The organism is Methylobacterium fujisawaense (assembly GCF_014138435.1).
Taxonomy (GTDB): Bacteria; Pseudomonadota; Alphaproteobacteria; order Rhizobiales; family Beijerinckiaceae; genus Methylobacterium; species Methylobacterium fujisawaense.
In genome coordinates this window covers 281,568-297,740 of sequence record NZ_JACJIM010000002.1, presented here as the reverse complement: position 1 = coordinate 297,740, position 16,173 = coordinate 281,568, and the positions used below count along the sequence as shown (strand labels likewise).

Sequence of the window (16,173 nt, the reverse complement as noted above, 5' to 3'; positions counted from 1 at the left end):
GGAGCGTGCCGCCGGCCACCGCGCCCGTGTCAGAGCGGGATGTTGTCGTGCTTCTTCCAGGGCTGTTCCATCTTCTTGGTGCGGAGCATGCCGAGGGCCTTGGCGATCCGGCGGCGGGTCGAGTGCGGCATGATCACCTCGTCGATGTAGCCGCGCTCGGCCGCCACGAACGGTGACAGGAAGCGGTCCTCGTACTCGCCGGTGCGGGCCGCGATCTTCTCCGGGTCGCCGATCTCGCTGCGGAAGATGATCTCCACCGCGCCCTTGGCGCCCATCACGGCGATCTGGGCGGTCGGCCAAGCGTAGTTGACGTCCGCACCGACGTGCTTGGAGGCCATGACGTCGTAGGCGCCGCCGAAGGCCTTCCGGGTGATGATCGTCACCAGCGGCACGGTCGCCTGCGAATAGGCGAAGAGCAGCTTTGCGCCGTGCTTGATCAGGCCGCCGTATTCCTGGGCCGTGCCGGGCAGGAAGCCCGGCACGTCCACGAAGGTCACGATCGGGATATCGAAGGCGTCGCAGTAGCGCACGAACCGCGCGGCCTTCCGCGAGGCGTCCGAATCGAGGACGCCCGCAAGCACGAGCGGCTGGTTCGCCACGAAGCCGACGGTGCGCCCCTCGATCCGGCCGAAGCCGGTGATGATGTTGCGGGCGTAGGCGGACTGGATCTCGAAGAAGTCGCCCTCATCCACGACGCGGCGGATCAACTCGCCCATATCGTAGGGCTTGTTCGGATTGTCGGGGATCAGCGTATCGAGGGATGCATCGATGCGGCTGACGTCGTCGAAGCTCGTGATCTCCGGCACGCCGTCGGTGTTGTTGGCCGGCAGGAAGTCGAGGAGGCGGCGGATCTGCAGGATCGCCTCGACGTCGTTCTCGAACGAGCCGTCGGCGATGGACGACTTGGTGGTGTGGACCTTGGCGCCGCCGAGCTCCTCGGCCGTGACGACCTCATTGGTGACGGTCTTCACCACGTCGGGGCCGGTCACGAACATGTAGCTCGTGTCGCGGACCATGAAGATGAAGTCGGTCATGGCCGGCGAATAGACGTCGCCGCCCGCACAGGGGCCCATGATCACCGAGATCTGCGGGATCACGCCCGAAGCCATGACGTTGCGGCGGAACACCTCCCCGTAGCCGCCGAGCGCCGCGACGCCCTCCTGGATGCGGGCGCCGCCGGCGTCGAAGATGCCGATGATCGGGGCGCGCATCTTCAGCGCCATGTCCTGGACCTTCACGATCTTCTGGGCGTGCGCCTCCGACAGGGAGCCGCCGAACACCGTGAAGTCCTTGGAGAACAGGAAGACCGTGCGGCCGTTGATCGTGCCCCATCCGGTGACGACGCCGTCGCCCGGGATCTTCTGCTTCTCCATGCCGAAATCGGTGGAGCGGTGCTGCACGAACATGTCGAATTCCTCGAACGACCCGTGGTCGAGGAGGAGTTCGATCCGCTCGCGCGCCGTGAGCTTGCCGCGCTTGTGCTGCGCCTCGACGCGCTTCTCACCGCCGCCGAGCCGGGCCTGCGCCCGCCGCTCTTCGAGCTTGTCGAGGATATCCTTCATGGCTGTTCCCGCCCTTCCCCTGCCCGTGACCTGCGACCCGGATCGGGCCGGGTCCAAGCTTATGCGTTCACCGATCGAGCGCCCTTAGCACGCGCATTTCGGGTGGCAAACCGACACGGTGGTCCGCGGGATCAGACCGTCTGGGGATGGGAGCGGGATGGTGGACGGTGCAGGGATCGAACCTGCGACCTTTCCCGTGTGAAGGGAACGCACTACCGCTGTGCTAACCGTCCGTACCGGCGTGCCGTTTCAACGCACGCGACCGAGCCGCTCGCCCCCGAGGGCGCCGCGACCCGGTGGCCGGCGTTCTAGAGCGCGGCGGCCCGGGACGTCAAGCGCGGCCGACGATCTTTGCCGCACGGAGACGGGCCGGCGAAGCGCCTCCGCGTCCCGGATTGCCGAGTGCGGGTTCGGCCGTCGCCGGCGGCAGGCGCGCCACCACGGGCGCCGGCGAGGTTGACAAGGCCCGCGGCCCGGTGCGCTGTGGGGCCATGCACGATGGGCCAGCGGGCGCGAGACAGGGCAGCGACGTGACGGCGGCCTGCGCGACGGGGCCGGATCGGCCGCGCGTGGCGATCACCTACTGCACCCAGTGCAACTGGCTGCTGCGGGCAGCCTGGATGGCGCAGGAGCTCCTCTCAACCTTTCGCGACGATCTCGGCGAGGTCGCCCTCGTCCCAGCCTCGGGGGGCCTGTTCCGCATCACGCTGGGCGATGCGCTCCTCTGGGAACGGGTGCGGGACGGCGGCTTCCCGGACGTGAAGACCCTGAAGCAACGCGTGCGCGACCACCTCGACCCGGCGCGCGATCTCGGCCATATCGACCGATCATGAGGCGAGGGAACGGCAAGGCGCCTGCGGGGCACTGCGGGCCGGGGACGGACCCCGCTTGAGTCCGGATCACCAAGCCGAGGGGGCGGGCGTCCCGGCGGTCATCCCCGCGCGCCGGTCGTGGCTGTCGCGGCGGCTGCATCGCTTCGGGCGGAACGGCTTCTCGACGCAGGTCTACCTGATCGCGCTGGTGATCGCGCTGATCGGCCCGGGCCTGCTGTTCACCAGCATCCTGCTGATGCGCTACGCCTCCGCCGAGCGGGCGCGCTTCGAGCAGGACGCCCGCGAGAACGTGCGCGGCATCGGCCTGTCCCTCGACCGCGACACCGCCGGTCTGGTCTCGGTGCTCCAGACACTGGCCACCTCGCCGCGGATCCGGCAGGGCGATTTCGAGGCGTTCGACGCCCAGGCGCGTCTCGTGCGCGAATCGATCGATCTGGACGTCCTGCTGCGCCGGCCCAACGGTCAGGAGGTGGTGAACACCGGCGTTCCCCGTGGGGCGCCGATGCCGATCGTCGCGTTCCCCTTCGATCAGGACCTCGCCCGGGGCACGCAACGGGCGATGGTGAGCGGCTACGTGCCGGGTCCGATGCCGGGCGAGGCGACCTACGCGGTGGGCGTGCCGGTGATGATCGACGGCGAGGTCGGCTACATCCTGAGCTTCACGGTGCCCCTGTCGCGCCTCCAAGGCATCCTGTCCCGTGAGGTCGTCCCGGGCTGGACCACCGGCATCAGCGACCGGGCCGGCATCGTTCTCGCCCGCCTGCCGGATCCCGAGGCGGTGGTCGGCAAGCCGCGCCTTGCCAGCCTTCGACAGGTGCAGTCGGCGACGCCCGGCGTCTGGGACGGCCAGGACCGCCAGCACAAGCCGGTGGTGGTGATCGAAGCGCGCTCGCGGCTCACAGGCTGGATGGTCGCCACCAGCATCCCGCAGACTGTCGTCGATGCGCGGGTGCGGCGCTGGATCTGGGCGTTCGCCGGTTTCGGCCTGCTGGTCCTCGCCACGTCGTCGCTCCTGGCGGTGAATCTCTGGTCGCGGGTCTCGCGCCCCCTCCGGTTGCTGGCCGCCTCCGGGCCAGCCCTCGCCCGGGGCGAGGCGATCCCGCGGGTGTCCTCACCGGTGCACGAGATCCAGCGACTCGCCGTCGTGCTGTCCGAGGCCTCGCTCCGGCTGCGGACCCGGGAAGAGGAGCGCGACCGGGCGCTGGCGGAGACCAAGCGCGGCCTGAGCGCCCTGAGCGAGAGCGAGGCGCGCTTCCGGCACATGGCCGATTCGGCGCCGGCCCTGATCTGGATGACCGACGAGACCGGGGCGGTCAGCTTCGCCAATCTTCATTTCGAGCACTTGTTCGGGCTGCCGGCCAACCAGTTCAACGACGATGGCTGGCACCAGATCGTCCATCCCGATGATCTGGACGGCTTCCGGACCGCCTTCGCGGAGGCCTTCGAGGCCCGGATCCCGTTCCGCACGGAGGCCCGGGTGATCGACCGGACGGGGGCGGTGCGCTGGCTCCAGTGCGAGGGTGTCCCGCGGCTGGACGACGGACAGAATTTCCTGGGCTACACCGGCTGCAACATCGACATCACCGACACAAAGAATGCCGAGGAGCACCTGCTGCTCCTGATCCACGAGTTGAACCACCGGGTGAAGAACACCCTGGCGACGGTCCAGTCGATCGCCGCCCAGTCACTGCGCGGGCTGGAGGGCGCGGAGGCCGATGCGGCACGCGCCGCTTTCGAGGCGCGCCTCCTGGCCCTGGCGCGGGTCCACGATGTCCTCACGCGGGAGAGCTGGGAGGGCGCGGAACTCTCCGCGGTCGTGGCGGACGCGATCCGGCCTCTGGAGGCCGGCGCCGGCCGGGACTCGCGGTTCCAGGTCGTGGGACCGGCCCTGCGTCTGCCGCCACGGCTCGCGCTGTCCATCGCCATGGCCCTGCACGAACTCGGTACGAACGCCGTGAAGTACGGCGCGCTCTCCGCGGAGGGCGGCGTGGTCGAGATCTCGTGGACCGTCCGGCGCGCGGAGGACATGCAGCTGTCGCTGCGGTGGTCCGAGCGCGGCGGTCCGCCGGTGAAGAAGCCGACGCGGACCGGCTTCGGCTCGCGTCTGATCGAGCGCAGCCTCGCCCGGGAACTCGCCGGCGAGGTCGTCCTCAGCTACGAGCCGACCGGCGTGGTCTGCACCATCGACGCCCCGGTGCCGCCGCCGGGCCTGCTCGAGCGCAAGGGCGTCGCCGCACCGACACGTATCGCACCGTTGCCGCTCGCGGGTTAGGGGTTTAGAGACGCCCGTCCGGACGTGCGGGGACGGCCGCCTCCGTCAGTGATAGGGATCGGCCGCGTCGCGCAGGCCGTCGCCCATGAAATTGAAGGCCAACACCGTCACCAGCACGGGCAGGACCGGCAGGAGCAGCCAAGGGTAGAGCTGCACCGCCGCAAGATTCTGCGCCTCGTTGAGCAGCACGCCCCAGCTGGTCACCGGCGGTCTCAGGCCCAGGCCGAGGAACGACAGGGCGGTCTCGCCGAGGATCATGGTCGGGATCGACAGGGTCGCCGAGGCGATCAGGTGGCTCATGAAGTTCGGGATCAGGTGCCGGCCGATCACCCGGGCGGGCGAGGCGCCCATCAGTTCGGCGGCCTGGACGAAATCCTCCTCGCGCAGCGCCAGCAGCTTGCCGCGCACCGCCCGGGCGAGCCCGGGCCAGTCGAGCAGCCCGAGAATCACCGTGATCCCGAAGAAGATCAGCAGCGGGCTCCAGTTCGGCGGCAGGGCCGCCGACAGGGCGAGCCAGAGCGGCAGCTCGGGCAGGGACCGGACCACCTCGATCAGCCGCTGCACCCCGGCATCGACCACGCCGCCGAAATAGCCCGCGATACCGCCGAAGAAGAGCCCGAGGGTGAAGGAGATCGCCACGCCGACAAGGCCGATGGTGAGGGAGATCCGGGCCCCGTAGACCATGCGGGAGAACAGGTCGCGCCCGAGCTTGTCGGTTCCGAGGAGGAACAGCGTCCCGTTCTCCGGCGGGCAGACGAGGTGCCAGTCGGTGTGGACGAGCCCGAGCCAGTCGTAGCCGTCGCCCCGGCAGAAGAACCGCAACGGCTGCGGCGCGGACGCGTCGACCTTGTAGTCCCGGCGGAACGTGTCGAGGTCGAGATGGGCCCGGTAGGGATAGACGAACGGGCCGACGAAGCGGTCCGCATGGAACAGGTGAACGCCCTGGGGCGGCGCATAGAGGTAGTCGCCGTTGCGGCGGGCCTGGCCGTAGGGTGCCAGCTGCTCGACGAAGGGCACGATCGCGTAGAGGGCGAGCAGGATCAGGGCCGAGGCCACGGCCAGACGATGGCGCAGGAACTTACGCAGGATCAGCCGCCAGGCGGACGCCGTCGCGACCGGGCTCTCGGCCCTGGCCTCAGGCTCGAAGGGGGCCGGATCGACGAAATGTCCCGATGCGGCGAGCGCGTCGTTCATGGCGGGCCGGTTCATCGCAGGCCCATGCGGATGCGCGGATCGAGCCAGACCAGGATCAGGTCCGAGATCAGCATGCCGACGAGGGTCAAGGCCGCGACGAACATCAGGAGGAAGCCGGCCATGAACTGATCCTGACTGCGCAGGGCTTCGAGGAGCAGCGGCCCGACGGTCGGCAGGCTGAGCACCAGAGAGACCAGAACCGAACCCGAGACGAGGTGCGGCAGCAGGTTGCCGATATCCGCCACGAACGGGTTCAGCGACATCCGGAACGGATACTTCAGCAACGCCTGCAGGGGCGGCAGGCCCTTGGCGCGGGCCGTGACCGTGTAGGGCTTGGCCAGTTCGTCCAGCAGGTTGGCACGCATCCGCCGGATCATGGCCGCCGTACCGCCGAGTCCGATCACCAGGGTCGGCACGATGAGATGCGCCAGGAGCGAGCGGACCTTCTCCCAGGTCCAGGGCTGGTTGGTGAGGGCCGAATCGTAGAGGCCGCCGATCGACAGCCCGAACCAGCGGTTGGCGTAGAAGAGCAGGATCAGCGCCAGCAGGAAGCCCGGGACCGCGAGGCCGACATAGCCCAGCAGGGTCACGACGGCGTCGCCGACCGTGTTCCGGTGTGTCGCCGAATAGATCGCCGCCGGGATCGCGACGAGGTGGACGAACACCACGGCCGTCAGATTGATCAGCAGGGTCAACCACAGGGCGTCGCCGACGACATCCGCCACCGGCTTGTCGTACTCGAACGACCAGCCCCAATCGCCCTGGAGCAGGCCCGAGAACCCAACCGAGCCGGGCATCACCCCGATCCACATCAGGTATTGCTGCCAGACCGGGCGGTCGAGCCCGTATTGCTGGATCAGCAACTCCGCCTTCGCCACGGAGCTGGCATCGCCGGTGGCGCGCAGCTCCATGATCCGGTTGGACAGGTAGTCGCCGGGCGGCAGCTTGATGATGATGAAGACGAGCGCCGAAATGACCAGCAGCGTCACCGCCATGGTGACGATCCGGCGAAGGATCTGACGGATCACCGGACCTCCGCGCGGGTGTCGGCGCCGGTCTCCCAGAACAGCTCGTCGAGGCGCTGCACGCCGATCATCGCAGTGGGTTCCCAGGAATAGAGGGCGCGCTTCGGAAGGTTGATCAGGCGATCCGCGCCGACAACGGGCTGGAGCGCCCCCGCCACCGTGCCGATCACCCAGGTGTTGCGCGCGTGATTCGTCAGCATCTCGCGCCAGATCGCGGCCTGCTTGGCGGCGTCGTCGGTGTCGCGCCACTGGCGGTCGAGGTCGAGCAGCCGCTGGACCTCCGGAACGTCGCAGGGCTCGCCGCTCTTGCCGCGGCTCTCGACGTTCATGCTCCAAAGGGGCCAGGAATAGTGCTCCGGCTGGGCAGGGCTCAGCTCGGTCGGCGGCATGATCGCGGTCGGCACCGCGAGGTCGAGCCCCTGGGCGGCTACCATGATGGTCATGCCGCCGATGGAGCGCCGATGCAGGTTGGTGCGCTCCTGCGGCTTTGTGATCAGCCGGATGCCGACCTCGCGCCAGAACTCCGTGATGAGGAGCAGCGCGTCCAGCACCATCTCGGCCTCGCCGTCGCTCTCCACCACGATCTCCAGCGGCCGCCCACCGGGCAGCAGCCGCGTGCCCGCGCCGTCGCGTCCGGTCAGACCGAGTTCATCGAGGAGCTTCGCCGCCTGCGCCGGATCGTAGGCGGCGTTCAGCGTCCGCATCTCCGGCTCGAAGAGGGCGCTGTCCGAGAGGATCGTATCGTTCCCCTCGGTGCCCAGTCCGAACAGCAGCGTGTTGTTCAGGGTCCGGCGATCGATGGCGAGCGACAGGGCGTGCCGGTAGCGCACGTCGCGGTTGAGCTGCCGCCAAGCCGGATCCGTCGTGGTGAGATTCGGGTAGAGGGCGATCTCCGATCCCCGGGCCACGGGCCACAGGTTGGTGCGGTACCGATGGGCCGCCTCACCCTCCTTGAGGCTCGGGATATCGGGCATCGTCAGGCCGCGAAACATCAGGTCGGCCTCGCCGGCGTTGGTCTTGGCGACCAGGAGGCCCTGCGAAGCCACGTCCATCACGATGGTGTCGACATAGGGCAGTTGCGTGCCGGCCGTGTCGACCCGGTGGTAGCTGCGGTTGCGCTCGAAGCGGAACCGGGTGGCCGGCGAGCGGGTCCGCGGCACCCAGCCCTGCAGGGTCGGACACTCCGGATTGTTGAGCTCGTAATTGTCGTCGAGGCGGTTGTGCAGCGCCGCCCAGCTGCGGAGCTTGAGCGCCTTGGCCTTCGCGTCGGCCGCCTCCTTGCCGATATAGCGGGCATGATACGGTTTCAGGTAGTGCGCCGGCCGGTAGATCAGCGGGTCCCGCGGCGCCGCCAGGGCGGGCAGGAACATCGGGTTCGGCCGGTCCCAGCTGTAGCGGACCGTGACCGGGTCGAGGAATTCCACCTGCGGCAGCTTGCCGTCGACCCGGAAGAAGGCCGGCGGCCCATCGGGATTCAGCGCCTTCTCGTTGGCGACGTCCTCCCAGTAATAGCGGAAATCCTCCGTGGTGAACGGATGGCCGTCCGACCAGCGGTGGCCCTGGCGGAGCGTGAAGGTGAAGCGCCCGCCCTCGACATCGACACGTTCCAGCACGTCGGGCCGCAGGTTCAGCGCGGCATCGTAGCCGACCAAGCGGGTATAGCCGTAGACCGACAGGTAGCGGACATCCCGGGCCTTCGCGATGAGGGTCCGGATCGTGCCGCCTGCCGTCCCGAGACGGCGGCCATGGGCGGCGAGGTCGGCGACGGCGGGCTTGGTCGGCGGACCGGGCGCATCCGTCGGCGGCGTCTCTGCGAAGGCCCATGACGGCGCGCGCGACCAGCTCAATGTGGCGCCCAGGCCGGCGAGGAGGGCGCGGCGGGAGACCGTGCCGTCCCGTCTGCCGCGGTGCGGGAGGGAGGCGAAGGCGTCGTCCCGGAAATCCCCGGCGCTCATGGGCTGCCCCGAAGCGTCACCGAGGTCAGCCGCGCCGGCGAGTAGCCCGTGGCCCGGTGCAGGTCATCGAAGGCATGCGACCGCACGATCAGGTCTGCAGCCTGCCGGAGAAGAGAATCGTCGGCCGGCTGCTCGAAGTGGCGGCCGTTCCGGGTCCAGCGGATCGGCTCCGGGCTGCGTTCGGGGCCGGTGATCATCGCGATGGTCGGATGCGCAGGTCCGCCATGGGCGTGGATCCGGTGTCCGGCCGCATCGTCGTCGAAGAGCAGACGGGTCAGGCCCCGGGCCTGCGCCTCGACGACCCGCCGCCCCTGGGCGACGTGGTCGTCGAAGAACGCCACCGTCCGCGCCGGGTCCAGTATGGACCAGTCGGCTTTCGACCAGTCGGCGGTGCTGTAGCGCGCCTGCCGGTCGCGGTACTGGAGGCCCGACAGGTCGGGATCGTGGCAGAAGATCTGTGCCTGCGGGCGGGCCTGCCGGATGACCCAGGTGGTGAGGCCGCGGAACACGCCGGATTCGACCACGAAATCCGGCTTCAGCGCCCGCATCGCGATGTAGAGCTGCAACGCGCCGTTGAAGCCGCTCCCGCCCCGGCGCTGGCGGACGGGCGCGGTGGGGATCAGCGCCCAGAACGCCTGGACCTGTTCGAGGACGTCGCCATCCGGAACCAGGCCGGCGGCGGCGAGATCCCGTTCCAGGATGGCGGCGGCCGATTCGAGCAGCGTCGCCACCTCGCGCGGTGACGTCGGCCGGTGGCTCCAGTCGGGGGCCGCCGGGACGAGGTCGTAGCCCAGGCGGTCGAAGAGCGGCGACAGCACCTTGCGGCGCAGGCGCTCCAGCATCACGGGTGGCCGGGCCTGCATCACGCGGCCTCGACCGCGTGGGCGGCGCCGAAGCGCACCCGGTGGCCGCTCTCGACCGCGCGCATCGCCCCGGCCTCGTCGGGGGCCAGGCGAAAAGGCTCCTCCCAGCGCATCGGATCGTTCTGGTCGCCCGCGACCGCCGCGAAATCGAGCGGATGGTCGAGGCTCGGATCCGGCACGGCCGCGAGCAGCGCCTGCGTATAGGGATGCACCGGCCGGCGGAACAGGGCGGCGCGGGGCGCCTCTTCGACGATGCGCCCCCGGCACATCACGCTGATGGTATCAGCCATGTAGTCGATCACTGCCAGATTGTGGGAGACGATGAGGTAGGAGAGACCCAGCGCCGCCTGGAGATCCTTGAGCAGGTTCAGGATCTGGGCCTGGACCGAGACGTCGAGGGCCGAGACCGGCTCGTCGAGCACCAGCAGCCGCGGCTTCGGGGCGAGGGCCCGGGCGATGCCGATGCGCTGCCGCTGGCCGCCCGAGAAGGCGTGCGGGTAGCGGCCGAGACCGCTCGACTCCAGACCGACCATCGCCATCAGGGCACGACAGCGCTCCCGTCGCTCTCCTGCCGGGACGCCGTGGATCTCCATCGGCTCGGACAGGATCTGGCGCACGGTCATGCGCGGATCCAGGGACGCGTAGGGGTCCTGGAACACGAACTGGACCGTGCGGCGATAGGCGAACAACGCATCGCCGCTCAAGGCGTGGACGTCCCGGGGGCCGCTACCGTCGTCGAACAGGATCCGCCCGGCATCCGGCCGCAGCGCCCGCATGATCATCTTCGAGACGGTGGTTTTGCCCGATCCGGACTCGCCGACGAGCCCGAGCGTCTGGCCGCCCGCGAGGCTGAGCGAGACGTCCGAGACCGCATGGACGGTCCGCGGCTTCTGCCACATCCGTCCCGCGCGCAGGGTGAAGCTCTTGCTGACGCCCTCGACCTGGAGGAGCGGCCCCGGCAGCGGCGCGGGCTTCTGCCCGGGCGGTATCTCGGCCCGCGCGGGGCGGATCGGCGTCAGGCGCTCGCCGGGTTGCATGTCGAAGCGGGGCACCGCGTGAAGGAGCGCGCGGAGATAGGCATGGCCCGGCGTCCGCATCACCGTGTCGCGCGGGCCCGCCTCCACGAGGCGGCCGCGATACAGGACCGCCACGTCGTGGGCGATGTTGGCCACCACGCCGAGATCGTGCGTGATCAGCAGGATCGCCATCCCGGTCTCCTCCTGGAGCCGGGCGAGCAGGGCGAGGATCTGAGCCTGCGTTGTGACGTCGAGCGCGGTGGTCGGCTCGTCGGCCACCAGCAGGGCGGGCTTCAGGATGAGCGCCATGGCGATCATGGCCCGCTGGCGTAGGCCCCCGGACAGCTCGAACGGATAGGTCCGCAGGGCGCGGTGCGGATCGGGGAAGCCGACCCGGGCCAGCGCCTCCTCGGTTCGGGCATCCGCCTCCTTGCGGTCGGCACCGGTATGGATCCGCAGGGCCTCGCCAATCTGATCGCCCACCGTGTGGAGCGGAGACAGGCAGGTCATCGGCTCCTGGAAGATCATCGCGATCCGCTGGCCGCGGATCGCCCGCATCGCCTCGCTGTCGGCGGGGAGGCGCGCGATGTCGGTCTCCGTTTCGCCATCCCGAAACAGGATCCGGCCGCGGGTGATGGCGGCGGCCGGGGGCAGAATCCGGAGGATCGCCTGGGCGGTCACCGATTTGCCCGAGCCGGACTCCCCGACGAGAGCAAGGGTCCGGCCGCGGTGAACGTCGAGGGACAGGCCGTGCAGCGCCTCGAACGGGCCGCTCTCCGTGCGGAACGCGACCGCGAGGTCGCGGATGGACAATAGCGGGCTCAACCCGTCCTCGCGATCTGTGAGACCCGAGACTTAGACGCCTTGAGGCCCATGTCCATCGCGGCGACGCCGAAGTGCTCGCGAAGATCCAGCAGCTGTATCGCCGGGTGCCGGACGAGGTGCGCGATCAGCGCCGCGACGAAGCTCCAGAGGGCGTCGTCATGGACGCGATGGTGGGTCAGCAGACCGACCGGCTGCTCCGGCGCACGGACGATGGCGTCGGCGACGCCGGTCAGCAGCGCCTCCGGATCGCGCAGGGACCGGGTGCCCCGCCAGTCGATCGGGTCAAGCGTGGCGTCGAGCCGGCGCAGACCCGGAACCGGTGGGCCGGGTACGGCCGAGAGGCCGCAATAGCCGAGATCAGGCAGGGCGGCGGCGAGATCCGGCGCGAGGCGGTTCCAGGGTGGGACGAAGACCGGCAGCACCGTGGCCTCCGCCAGCCGCGCGCGGGCGATCCTCAAGCCGGCCGCGGCCTCCGCGATCCGGATATCGAGGGGCCGGTGCGCACCGAACTCCGCCGGCTTCTCGCCGGGGGGCGCGTGGTTGCTGTGGGCGAGGCCATGAATGGCGACCCTCACGCCCGGAGCCGTTTCGAGGCGCCGTTTGAGCGACGGCTCGATCCCGGACGGAATCGCCGCGAGGAGCAGCGGGATGCCGTGCGCCTCCGCAAGCCCCACGAGCCGATCGAGCTCCGGGCTCGCCGCGATCGCATCGTCGTCGCGCCAGAACAGCGGAACACGCCCGCCGCGGGCGGCCACGGAATCCAGGGCGCGATCGATGACCGCGAAGGCCGGATCCGTCGGGGGAACGGATCCGCGCCGCGCCGGACCGACGCCGTGCAGGCTCTCGACCAGTTCCACCGTGCGCCGGGCGCCGGCGATGTCGATGCCGTGCGGACCGGGGACGGGTGCAGCCGCCTGGGCCTCGACGGCCTGGACCAGGGTTTGGGCCGTCAACTCCGATTCCGGCAGCACACGGGCGAGACCGCGGGCGGCGAGGCACGCGGCGCGCAGGCGTTGCTCGGTCTCGACGCCGGCCTCGAACGGCACCAGCACGGCGGGCGTGCCCGTGGCGAGGAGATCGATGGCCGTGTTGTAGCCGCACTGGCTCACAGAGACGGCGGCCCCGGCCAGGAGGGCGCGGTAGTCGGGCCGGGCACGGCCGAGGACGCCTGGAGGAAGATCGCGGCCGATCCCGGACAGCGCCGCCTCGGGCACGCCGTGGCCGGCGAGGATCCGCCAGCCGAGATCCGGCCGCTGCCGGGCCGCCTCGGCGGCAGCGCCGAGCAGAACCAGCCCGGCCGGCCCGGATCCGGCGGCGACCAGCACGCCGGCGCGACGGATTGCCGGCGGAGCGACCGTGCCCTCGTCCACGTAGCCGGTGTACCGGACTTTCGCGGCGGTGGCCGCATCGACGGGCCAGGAGGCATCGAGGGGCACGAGAGCTGGATCGCCGTGTACCAGAACGGCGTCGTAGAGGTCCGCCACGCGTGCGTGCGCCTCGGCGATGCGCGCGGGCTTCGTCGAGGCGACGAGAATGTCGCGGACGGATGCGAGGACGAGCGGGCGCGGCCGACCTGCACGAGCGGCATCCACCAGAGCCAGGAACTCGTGTGCCAGGGCGCGCCGGCCGAAGGGGAACAGCTCGGTGATGACGGCATCCGGTCCGAAGGCCGTCACGGTCTCGATCATCAGGGCGCTTCGGCGTGCCAGCAGCGCCGACTCGGCCGGACGGCCGTCGGGCTCCAGCAGCGTCGAGAACTCCGTGCCGGCGATCCGTAGCGGCGGCAGCTGAACGAGGCGCAGGCCGTCGCGGCGGACCATCGGCGCCGGAACGCCCCCTGAGACCAGCAGTGTCTCGTGACCGGCCGCCGCGAAGGCGCGGGCGAGGGCGGCGGCGCGGGTGAGATGCCCCGCGCCCAAGAGATGCGTCACCGCGATCAGGACGCGCACGCGGGCAGCTCCGATTCGTGTGCGGCCACGTCCGACGACAGACCCGCGGAGGCACGCAGCCGGCCGGCGATCAGCGCGATCGCGGCCTCCTCGGAGAAGTCTCGCACAAGCCGCGCCCGGGCGGCCTCGCCCAGCCTCCGGCGGAGGCCCGGATCGTCGGCGAGACGGATCAGCGCCGCCGCCAGCACCGCCGGGTCGCCCGGCGGGACCAGGACCCCGTGCGTGCCATCGGTGATGAATTCCGGCGTGCCGGCGAATGCGGTCGCCAGAATCGGCAACGCTTGGCTTGCCGCCTCCATCAGCACGTTCGGCAATCCGTCGCGGTCGCCGCCCGGGGCCGGCTTCGTCGGCAGGACGAACAGGTCGGCCGCGCGCATGGCCTCGATCACCGCAGGCTGCGCCAGGGCGCCCCGGAAGCGGATCCGCTCAGCGAGGCCACAGGTGCCAACCCGCGCCTCCAGGGCAGCGCGCAGCTCTCCGCCGCCGATCAGGTCGAGCTGCCAATGCAGGCCTGCGGGCAGGGTGGCCAGGGCGTCGATCAGATCGTCGTGTCCCTTCTTGGCGACGAGCCGTCCGACGCAGAGGAGCCGGAGCGGCCGGGCCGGATCCGTGCCGTCGCGCGTTTCATGCGGCGGCGGGATCGGAAAGCGGCTGAGGTCGAGCCCGTGGTAGGCGAGCAGCGTCCGGCCGGGCGCGAGCGCGTCCAGACGTGCAAGCCCGTCGCGGGTACAGGTCACACCCCAAGCGGCGTCGCGTAGCTTCTCGGTCAGCTCCCAGTCCGGCGTCGTCCAGATATCCTTGGCATGCGCCGAGAAGCTCCACCGGCGCGCGGTGAGCAGCGCGGCGTAGCGGGCGACGCTGGCCGGCGTATGCAGAAAATGCACATGGATATGGGCGATGTCGGCCGGCAGTTCCCGGGCGAGGACCAGGGCCTGCCCGAGGCGGCGCAGCCGCGACGCCGTCGGGTCGCGCCGGAAATCGCGGACGAACAGCGCGAGAAGCGCCGGGAGGTTCCGCCGCCGGAGCGCCGCACCGAGTCCGCGGAGCACACGCAGCGGCGCATCGCGCAGATATTCGGGCAGGTAGGCGGCCTCGGCTCGGATCTGCCCGTGCATCGGATGGCGCGCCCGGTCGGTCGGGCGGCGCAGGGACCAGATCTCCAGGGACAGACCGCGCCGCTCCAAGGCGAGCAGCTCCTGCGCGATGAAGGTCTCGGAGAGCCGCGGATAGCCCTTCAGCACCACGGCGACCCGTTTGGCGCTCACGAATAGGCCTGCAGGCACGGGCGAGCCTCTTCGTCCGCGCTGCCGCGCGCCGTCAGCGCCCGCACGCGGCGGGCGACCGCGTCGAGGCCGTCGAGCAGACCCGGCACCAGCACCCGCGACGGCGGATCCTGCTCCGGCAGGTCGCGGAGCGCGGCCGCCATGCGCCCGGGCGTCCGGCCCTCGGCCTCCATCAGGACCCGCGCGAGGCCAAGCCGCTCGGCCGCGAGCGCCCGGATCGCCTGCTCCCGCCGCGGCTCGGTCCGGGGCACGAGGATTGCGCGACGGTCGAAGGACAGAATCTCGCAGAAGGTGTTGTAGCCCCCCATGGCGACGATGCCGGCGGCCTTGCGCAACAGGAACTCGATCTCGCTGTCGAAGGTGATCGCGGCGATCTTTCCGCCGAGCGCGCGGATGCGCGCCGCGAAACCGTCGCGGGTGGCGGTATCGAGGAAGGGACCGAAGGCAATCAGGGCGGGCAAAGGGATCGCCGGATCGGCCTCGTAGGCGGCGATCACCCAGTCGATCAGGGCGGCACCATCGCCGCCGCCGCCCGGCGTGACCAGAATGAACGGGCCGTCGGCGATGGCCGGCTCCTCGCGGTCGGCGCGGCGCTCCGGGAGGTCCCGGCGCAGATAGCCGGTATAGATCAGGCGCGCGTCGATGCGCGCGGCGATCTCGGGATCCATCGGCAGCGCCGCGAGGGGCTGATGGATGCGGCTCAGCCCATAGACCCAGATCTCGTCGTAGAACTGCACCATCGTCTCGATCGCCCCCTTGCGCTCCCATTCGGGCACGAGACGATCGGCGTCGTCGAGGACGTCGCGCAGTCCGAGGACCAGGCGGATGTCGCGGTCGGCGGCGCCTTCCAGCACCGGCAGCAACTCGCCGTGGAAGCCAGCCGGTTCCTTGTCGACGATGATCAGGTCGGGGCGGAAGGTTCCGCAGGCCTGGGCGATGATCGCCGACCGCTGCTCGACCGTGCGGGCGAGGGGGGTCGCCGCGTCGAGGCTGGCATAATTGCCATCCGCGAACTTGGTCACCGGCGGCAGCCGGACGGTCCGGACGCCCGGCGCAAAGGCGAAGCGATCAACCACCGGCGAGCCCGAGACGATCATCGCTTGAGCGCCGCGGTTGCACGCCACGATCGCGTTGGCGATCGCCCGCGAGCGGCGCAGATGCCCCAGCCCGAAGGTGTCGTGGCTGTAAATCAGGACGCGCGGGGCCGAAGACGCCTCGTCCAGTCGCATCAAGGTGACCGCCCCGGTTGACGGCGCAAGGATCGCAGCCGCCGCCCTCTCGCACAAGCCGGGCCGGGCCGCAAACAGCGCTGTTAACGGGCTTCAAACCGCGGGAACCTAAGCTTCCGCCAAGTCCGGATACCGAAATCGCCCGATGCCTGCGCCTCCCCAGTCCC

At 70.5% G+C, this 16,173-nt stretch carries 11 protein-coding genes and 1 tRNA gene; 2 read left to right on the top strand and 10 right to left on the bottom strand.

Features of this window, described 5'->3' with window-relative positions; genetic code table 11:
* Positions 1 to 29: 29 nt before the first annotated feature.
* Together GGQ91_RS06340 and GGQ91_RS06335 are read right to left on the bottom strand one after the other, a co-directional pair.
* Positions 30 to 1,562, bottom strand: a complete 1,533-nt coding sequence (locus GGQ91_RS06340; RefSeq protein ID WP_043379941.1) for an acyl-CoA carboxylase subunit beta — start codon at positions 1,560 to 1,562, stop codon at positions 30 to 32.
* 158 nt (positions 1,563 to 1,720) lie between these two features.
* Positions 1,721 to 1,795, bottom strand: a tRNA-Val gene (locus GGQ91_RS06335).
* A 258-nt stretch (positions 1,796 to 2,053) separates the two neighbouring features.
* Between GGQ91_RS06335 and GGQ91_RS06330 the strand changes: the two genes are divergently transcribed.
* On the top strand, positions 2,054 to 2,395 hold the full coding sequence (locus GGQ91_RS06330; RefSeq protein WP_083683805.1) for an Rdx family protein: 342 nt from the start codon (positions 2,054 to 2,056) through the stop codon (positions 2,393 to 2,395).
* A gap of 55 nt (positions 2,396 to 2,450) precedes the next feature.
* Positions 2,451 to 4,667, top strand: coding sequence for a sensor histidine kinase (locus tag GGQ91_RS06325; RefSeq protein WP_078947284.1), 2,217 nt, complete (start codon positions 2,451 to 2,453; stop codon positions 4,665 to 4,667).
* Between the two features lie 45 nt (positions 4,668 to 4,712).
* On the opposite strand, the gene GGQ91_RS06320 is transcribed toward GGQ91_RS06325, so the two are convergent.
* Genes GGQ91_RS06320 through GGQ91_RS06285 form a run of 8 tightly spaced genes read right to left on the bottom strand, consistent with a single transcriptional unit; the run spans position 4,713 to position 16,006 of the window.
* Positions 4,713 to 5,861 carry an ABC transporter permease gene (locus tag GGQ91_RS06320; RefSeq protein ID WP_182591601.1) on the bottom strand — a complete coding sequence of 383 codons (1,149 nt, stop codon included), beginning with the start codon at positions 5,859 to 5,861 and terminating at the stop codon, positions 4,713 to 4,715.
* Between the two features lie 11 nt (positions 5,862 to 5,872).
* Complete coding sequence (locus GGQ91_RS06315; protein ID WP_043758002.1) at positions 5,873 to 6,889, bottom strand: ABC transporter permease; 1,017 nt, start codon at positions 6,887 to 6,889, stop codon at positions 5,873 to 5,875.
* On the bottom strand, positions 6,886 to 8,841 hold the full coding sequence (locus GGQ91_RS06310) for an ABC transporter substrate-binding protein (RefSeq protein ID WP_182591600.1): 1,956 nt from the start codon (positions 8,839 to 8,841) through the stop codon (positions 6,886 to 6,888). The genes GGQ91_RS06315 and GGQ91_RS06310 overlap by 4 nt, the downstream gene beginning before the upstream one ends.
* Positions 8,838 to 9,704 (bottom strand): hypothetical protein, encoded by an 867-nt coding sequence (locus GGQ91_RS06305; RefSeq protein WP_179696782.1) that lies wholly within the window; start codon positions 9,702 to 9,704, stop codon positions 8,838 to 8,840. Before GGQ91_RS06305 ends, GGQ91_RS06310 begins: the two co-directional genes overlap by 4 nt.
* Positions 9,704 to 11,545, bottom strand: a complete 1,842-nt coding sequence (locus GGQ91_RS06300; protein ID WP_182591599.1) for an ABC transporter ATP-binding protein — start codon at positions 11,543 to 11,545, stop codon at positions 9,704 to 9,706. Before GGQ91_RS06300 ends, GGQ91_RS06305 begins: the two co-directional genes overlap by 1 nt.
* A complete protein-coding gene (locus tag GGQ91_RS06295) occupies positions 11,542 to 13,494 on the bottom strand; it encodes a glycosyltransferase (RefSeq protein ID WP_182591598.1) in 1,953 nt (650 codons plus the stop codon). The genes GGQ91_RS06300 and GGQ91_RS06295 overlap by 4 nt, the downstream gene beginning before the upstream one ends.
* On the bottom strand, positions 13,482 to 14,759 hold the full coding sequence (locus GGQ91_RS06290) for a glycosyltransferase (protein WP_182591597.1): 1,278 nt from the start codon (positions 14,757 to 14,759) through the stop codon (positions 13,482 to 13,484). Before GGQ91_RS06290 ends, GGQ91_RS06295 begins: the two co-directional genes overlap by 13 nt.
* Positions 14,756 to 16,006, bottom strand: coding sequence for a glycosyltransferase family protein (locus tag GGQ91_RS06285; RefSeq protein WP_043757995.1), 1,251 nt, complete (start codon positions 16,004 to 16,006; stop codon positions 14,756 to 14,758). The genes GGQ91_RS06290 and GGQ91_RS06285 overlap by 4 nt, the downstream gene beginning before the upstream one ends.
* Positions 16,007 to 16,173: the final 167 nt, after the last annotated feature.

Excerpts from the sequence above, each read along its gene's own strand:
- GGQ91_RS06285 (WP_043757995.1), bottom strand. The coding sequence starts at position 16,006 with ATGCGACTGGACGAGGCGTCTTCGGCCCCGCGCGTCCTGATTTACAGC.
- GGQ91_RS06330 (WP_083683805.1), top strand. The coding sequence starts at position 2,054 with ATGCACGATGGGCCAGCGGGCGCGAGACAGGGCAGCGACGTGACGGCG.
- GGQ91_RS06340 (WP_043379941.1), bottom strand. The coding sequence starts at position 1,562 with ATGAAGGATATCCTCGACAAGCTCGAAGAGCGGCGGGCGCAGGCCCGG.
- GGQ91_RS06310 (WP_182591600.1), bottom strand. The coding sequence starts at position 8,841 with ATGAGCGCCGGGGATTTCCGGGACGACGCCTTCGCCTCCCTCCCGCAC.
- GGQ91_RS06305 (WP_179696782.1), bottom strand. The coding sequence starts at position 9,704 with ATGCAGGCCCGGCCACCCGTGATGCTGGAGCGCCTGCGCCGCAAGGTG.
- GGQ91_RS06320 (WP_182591601.1), bottom strand. The coding sequence starts at position 5,861 with ATGAACGACGCGCTCGCCGCATCGGGACATTTCGTCGATCCGGCCCCC.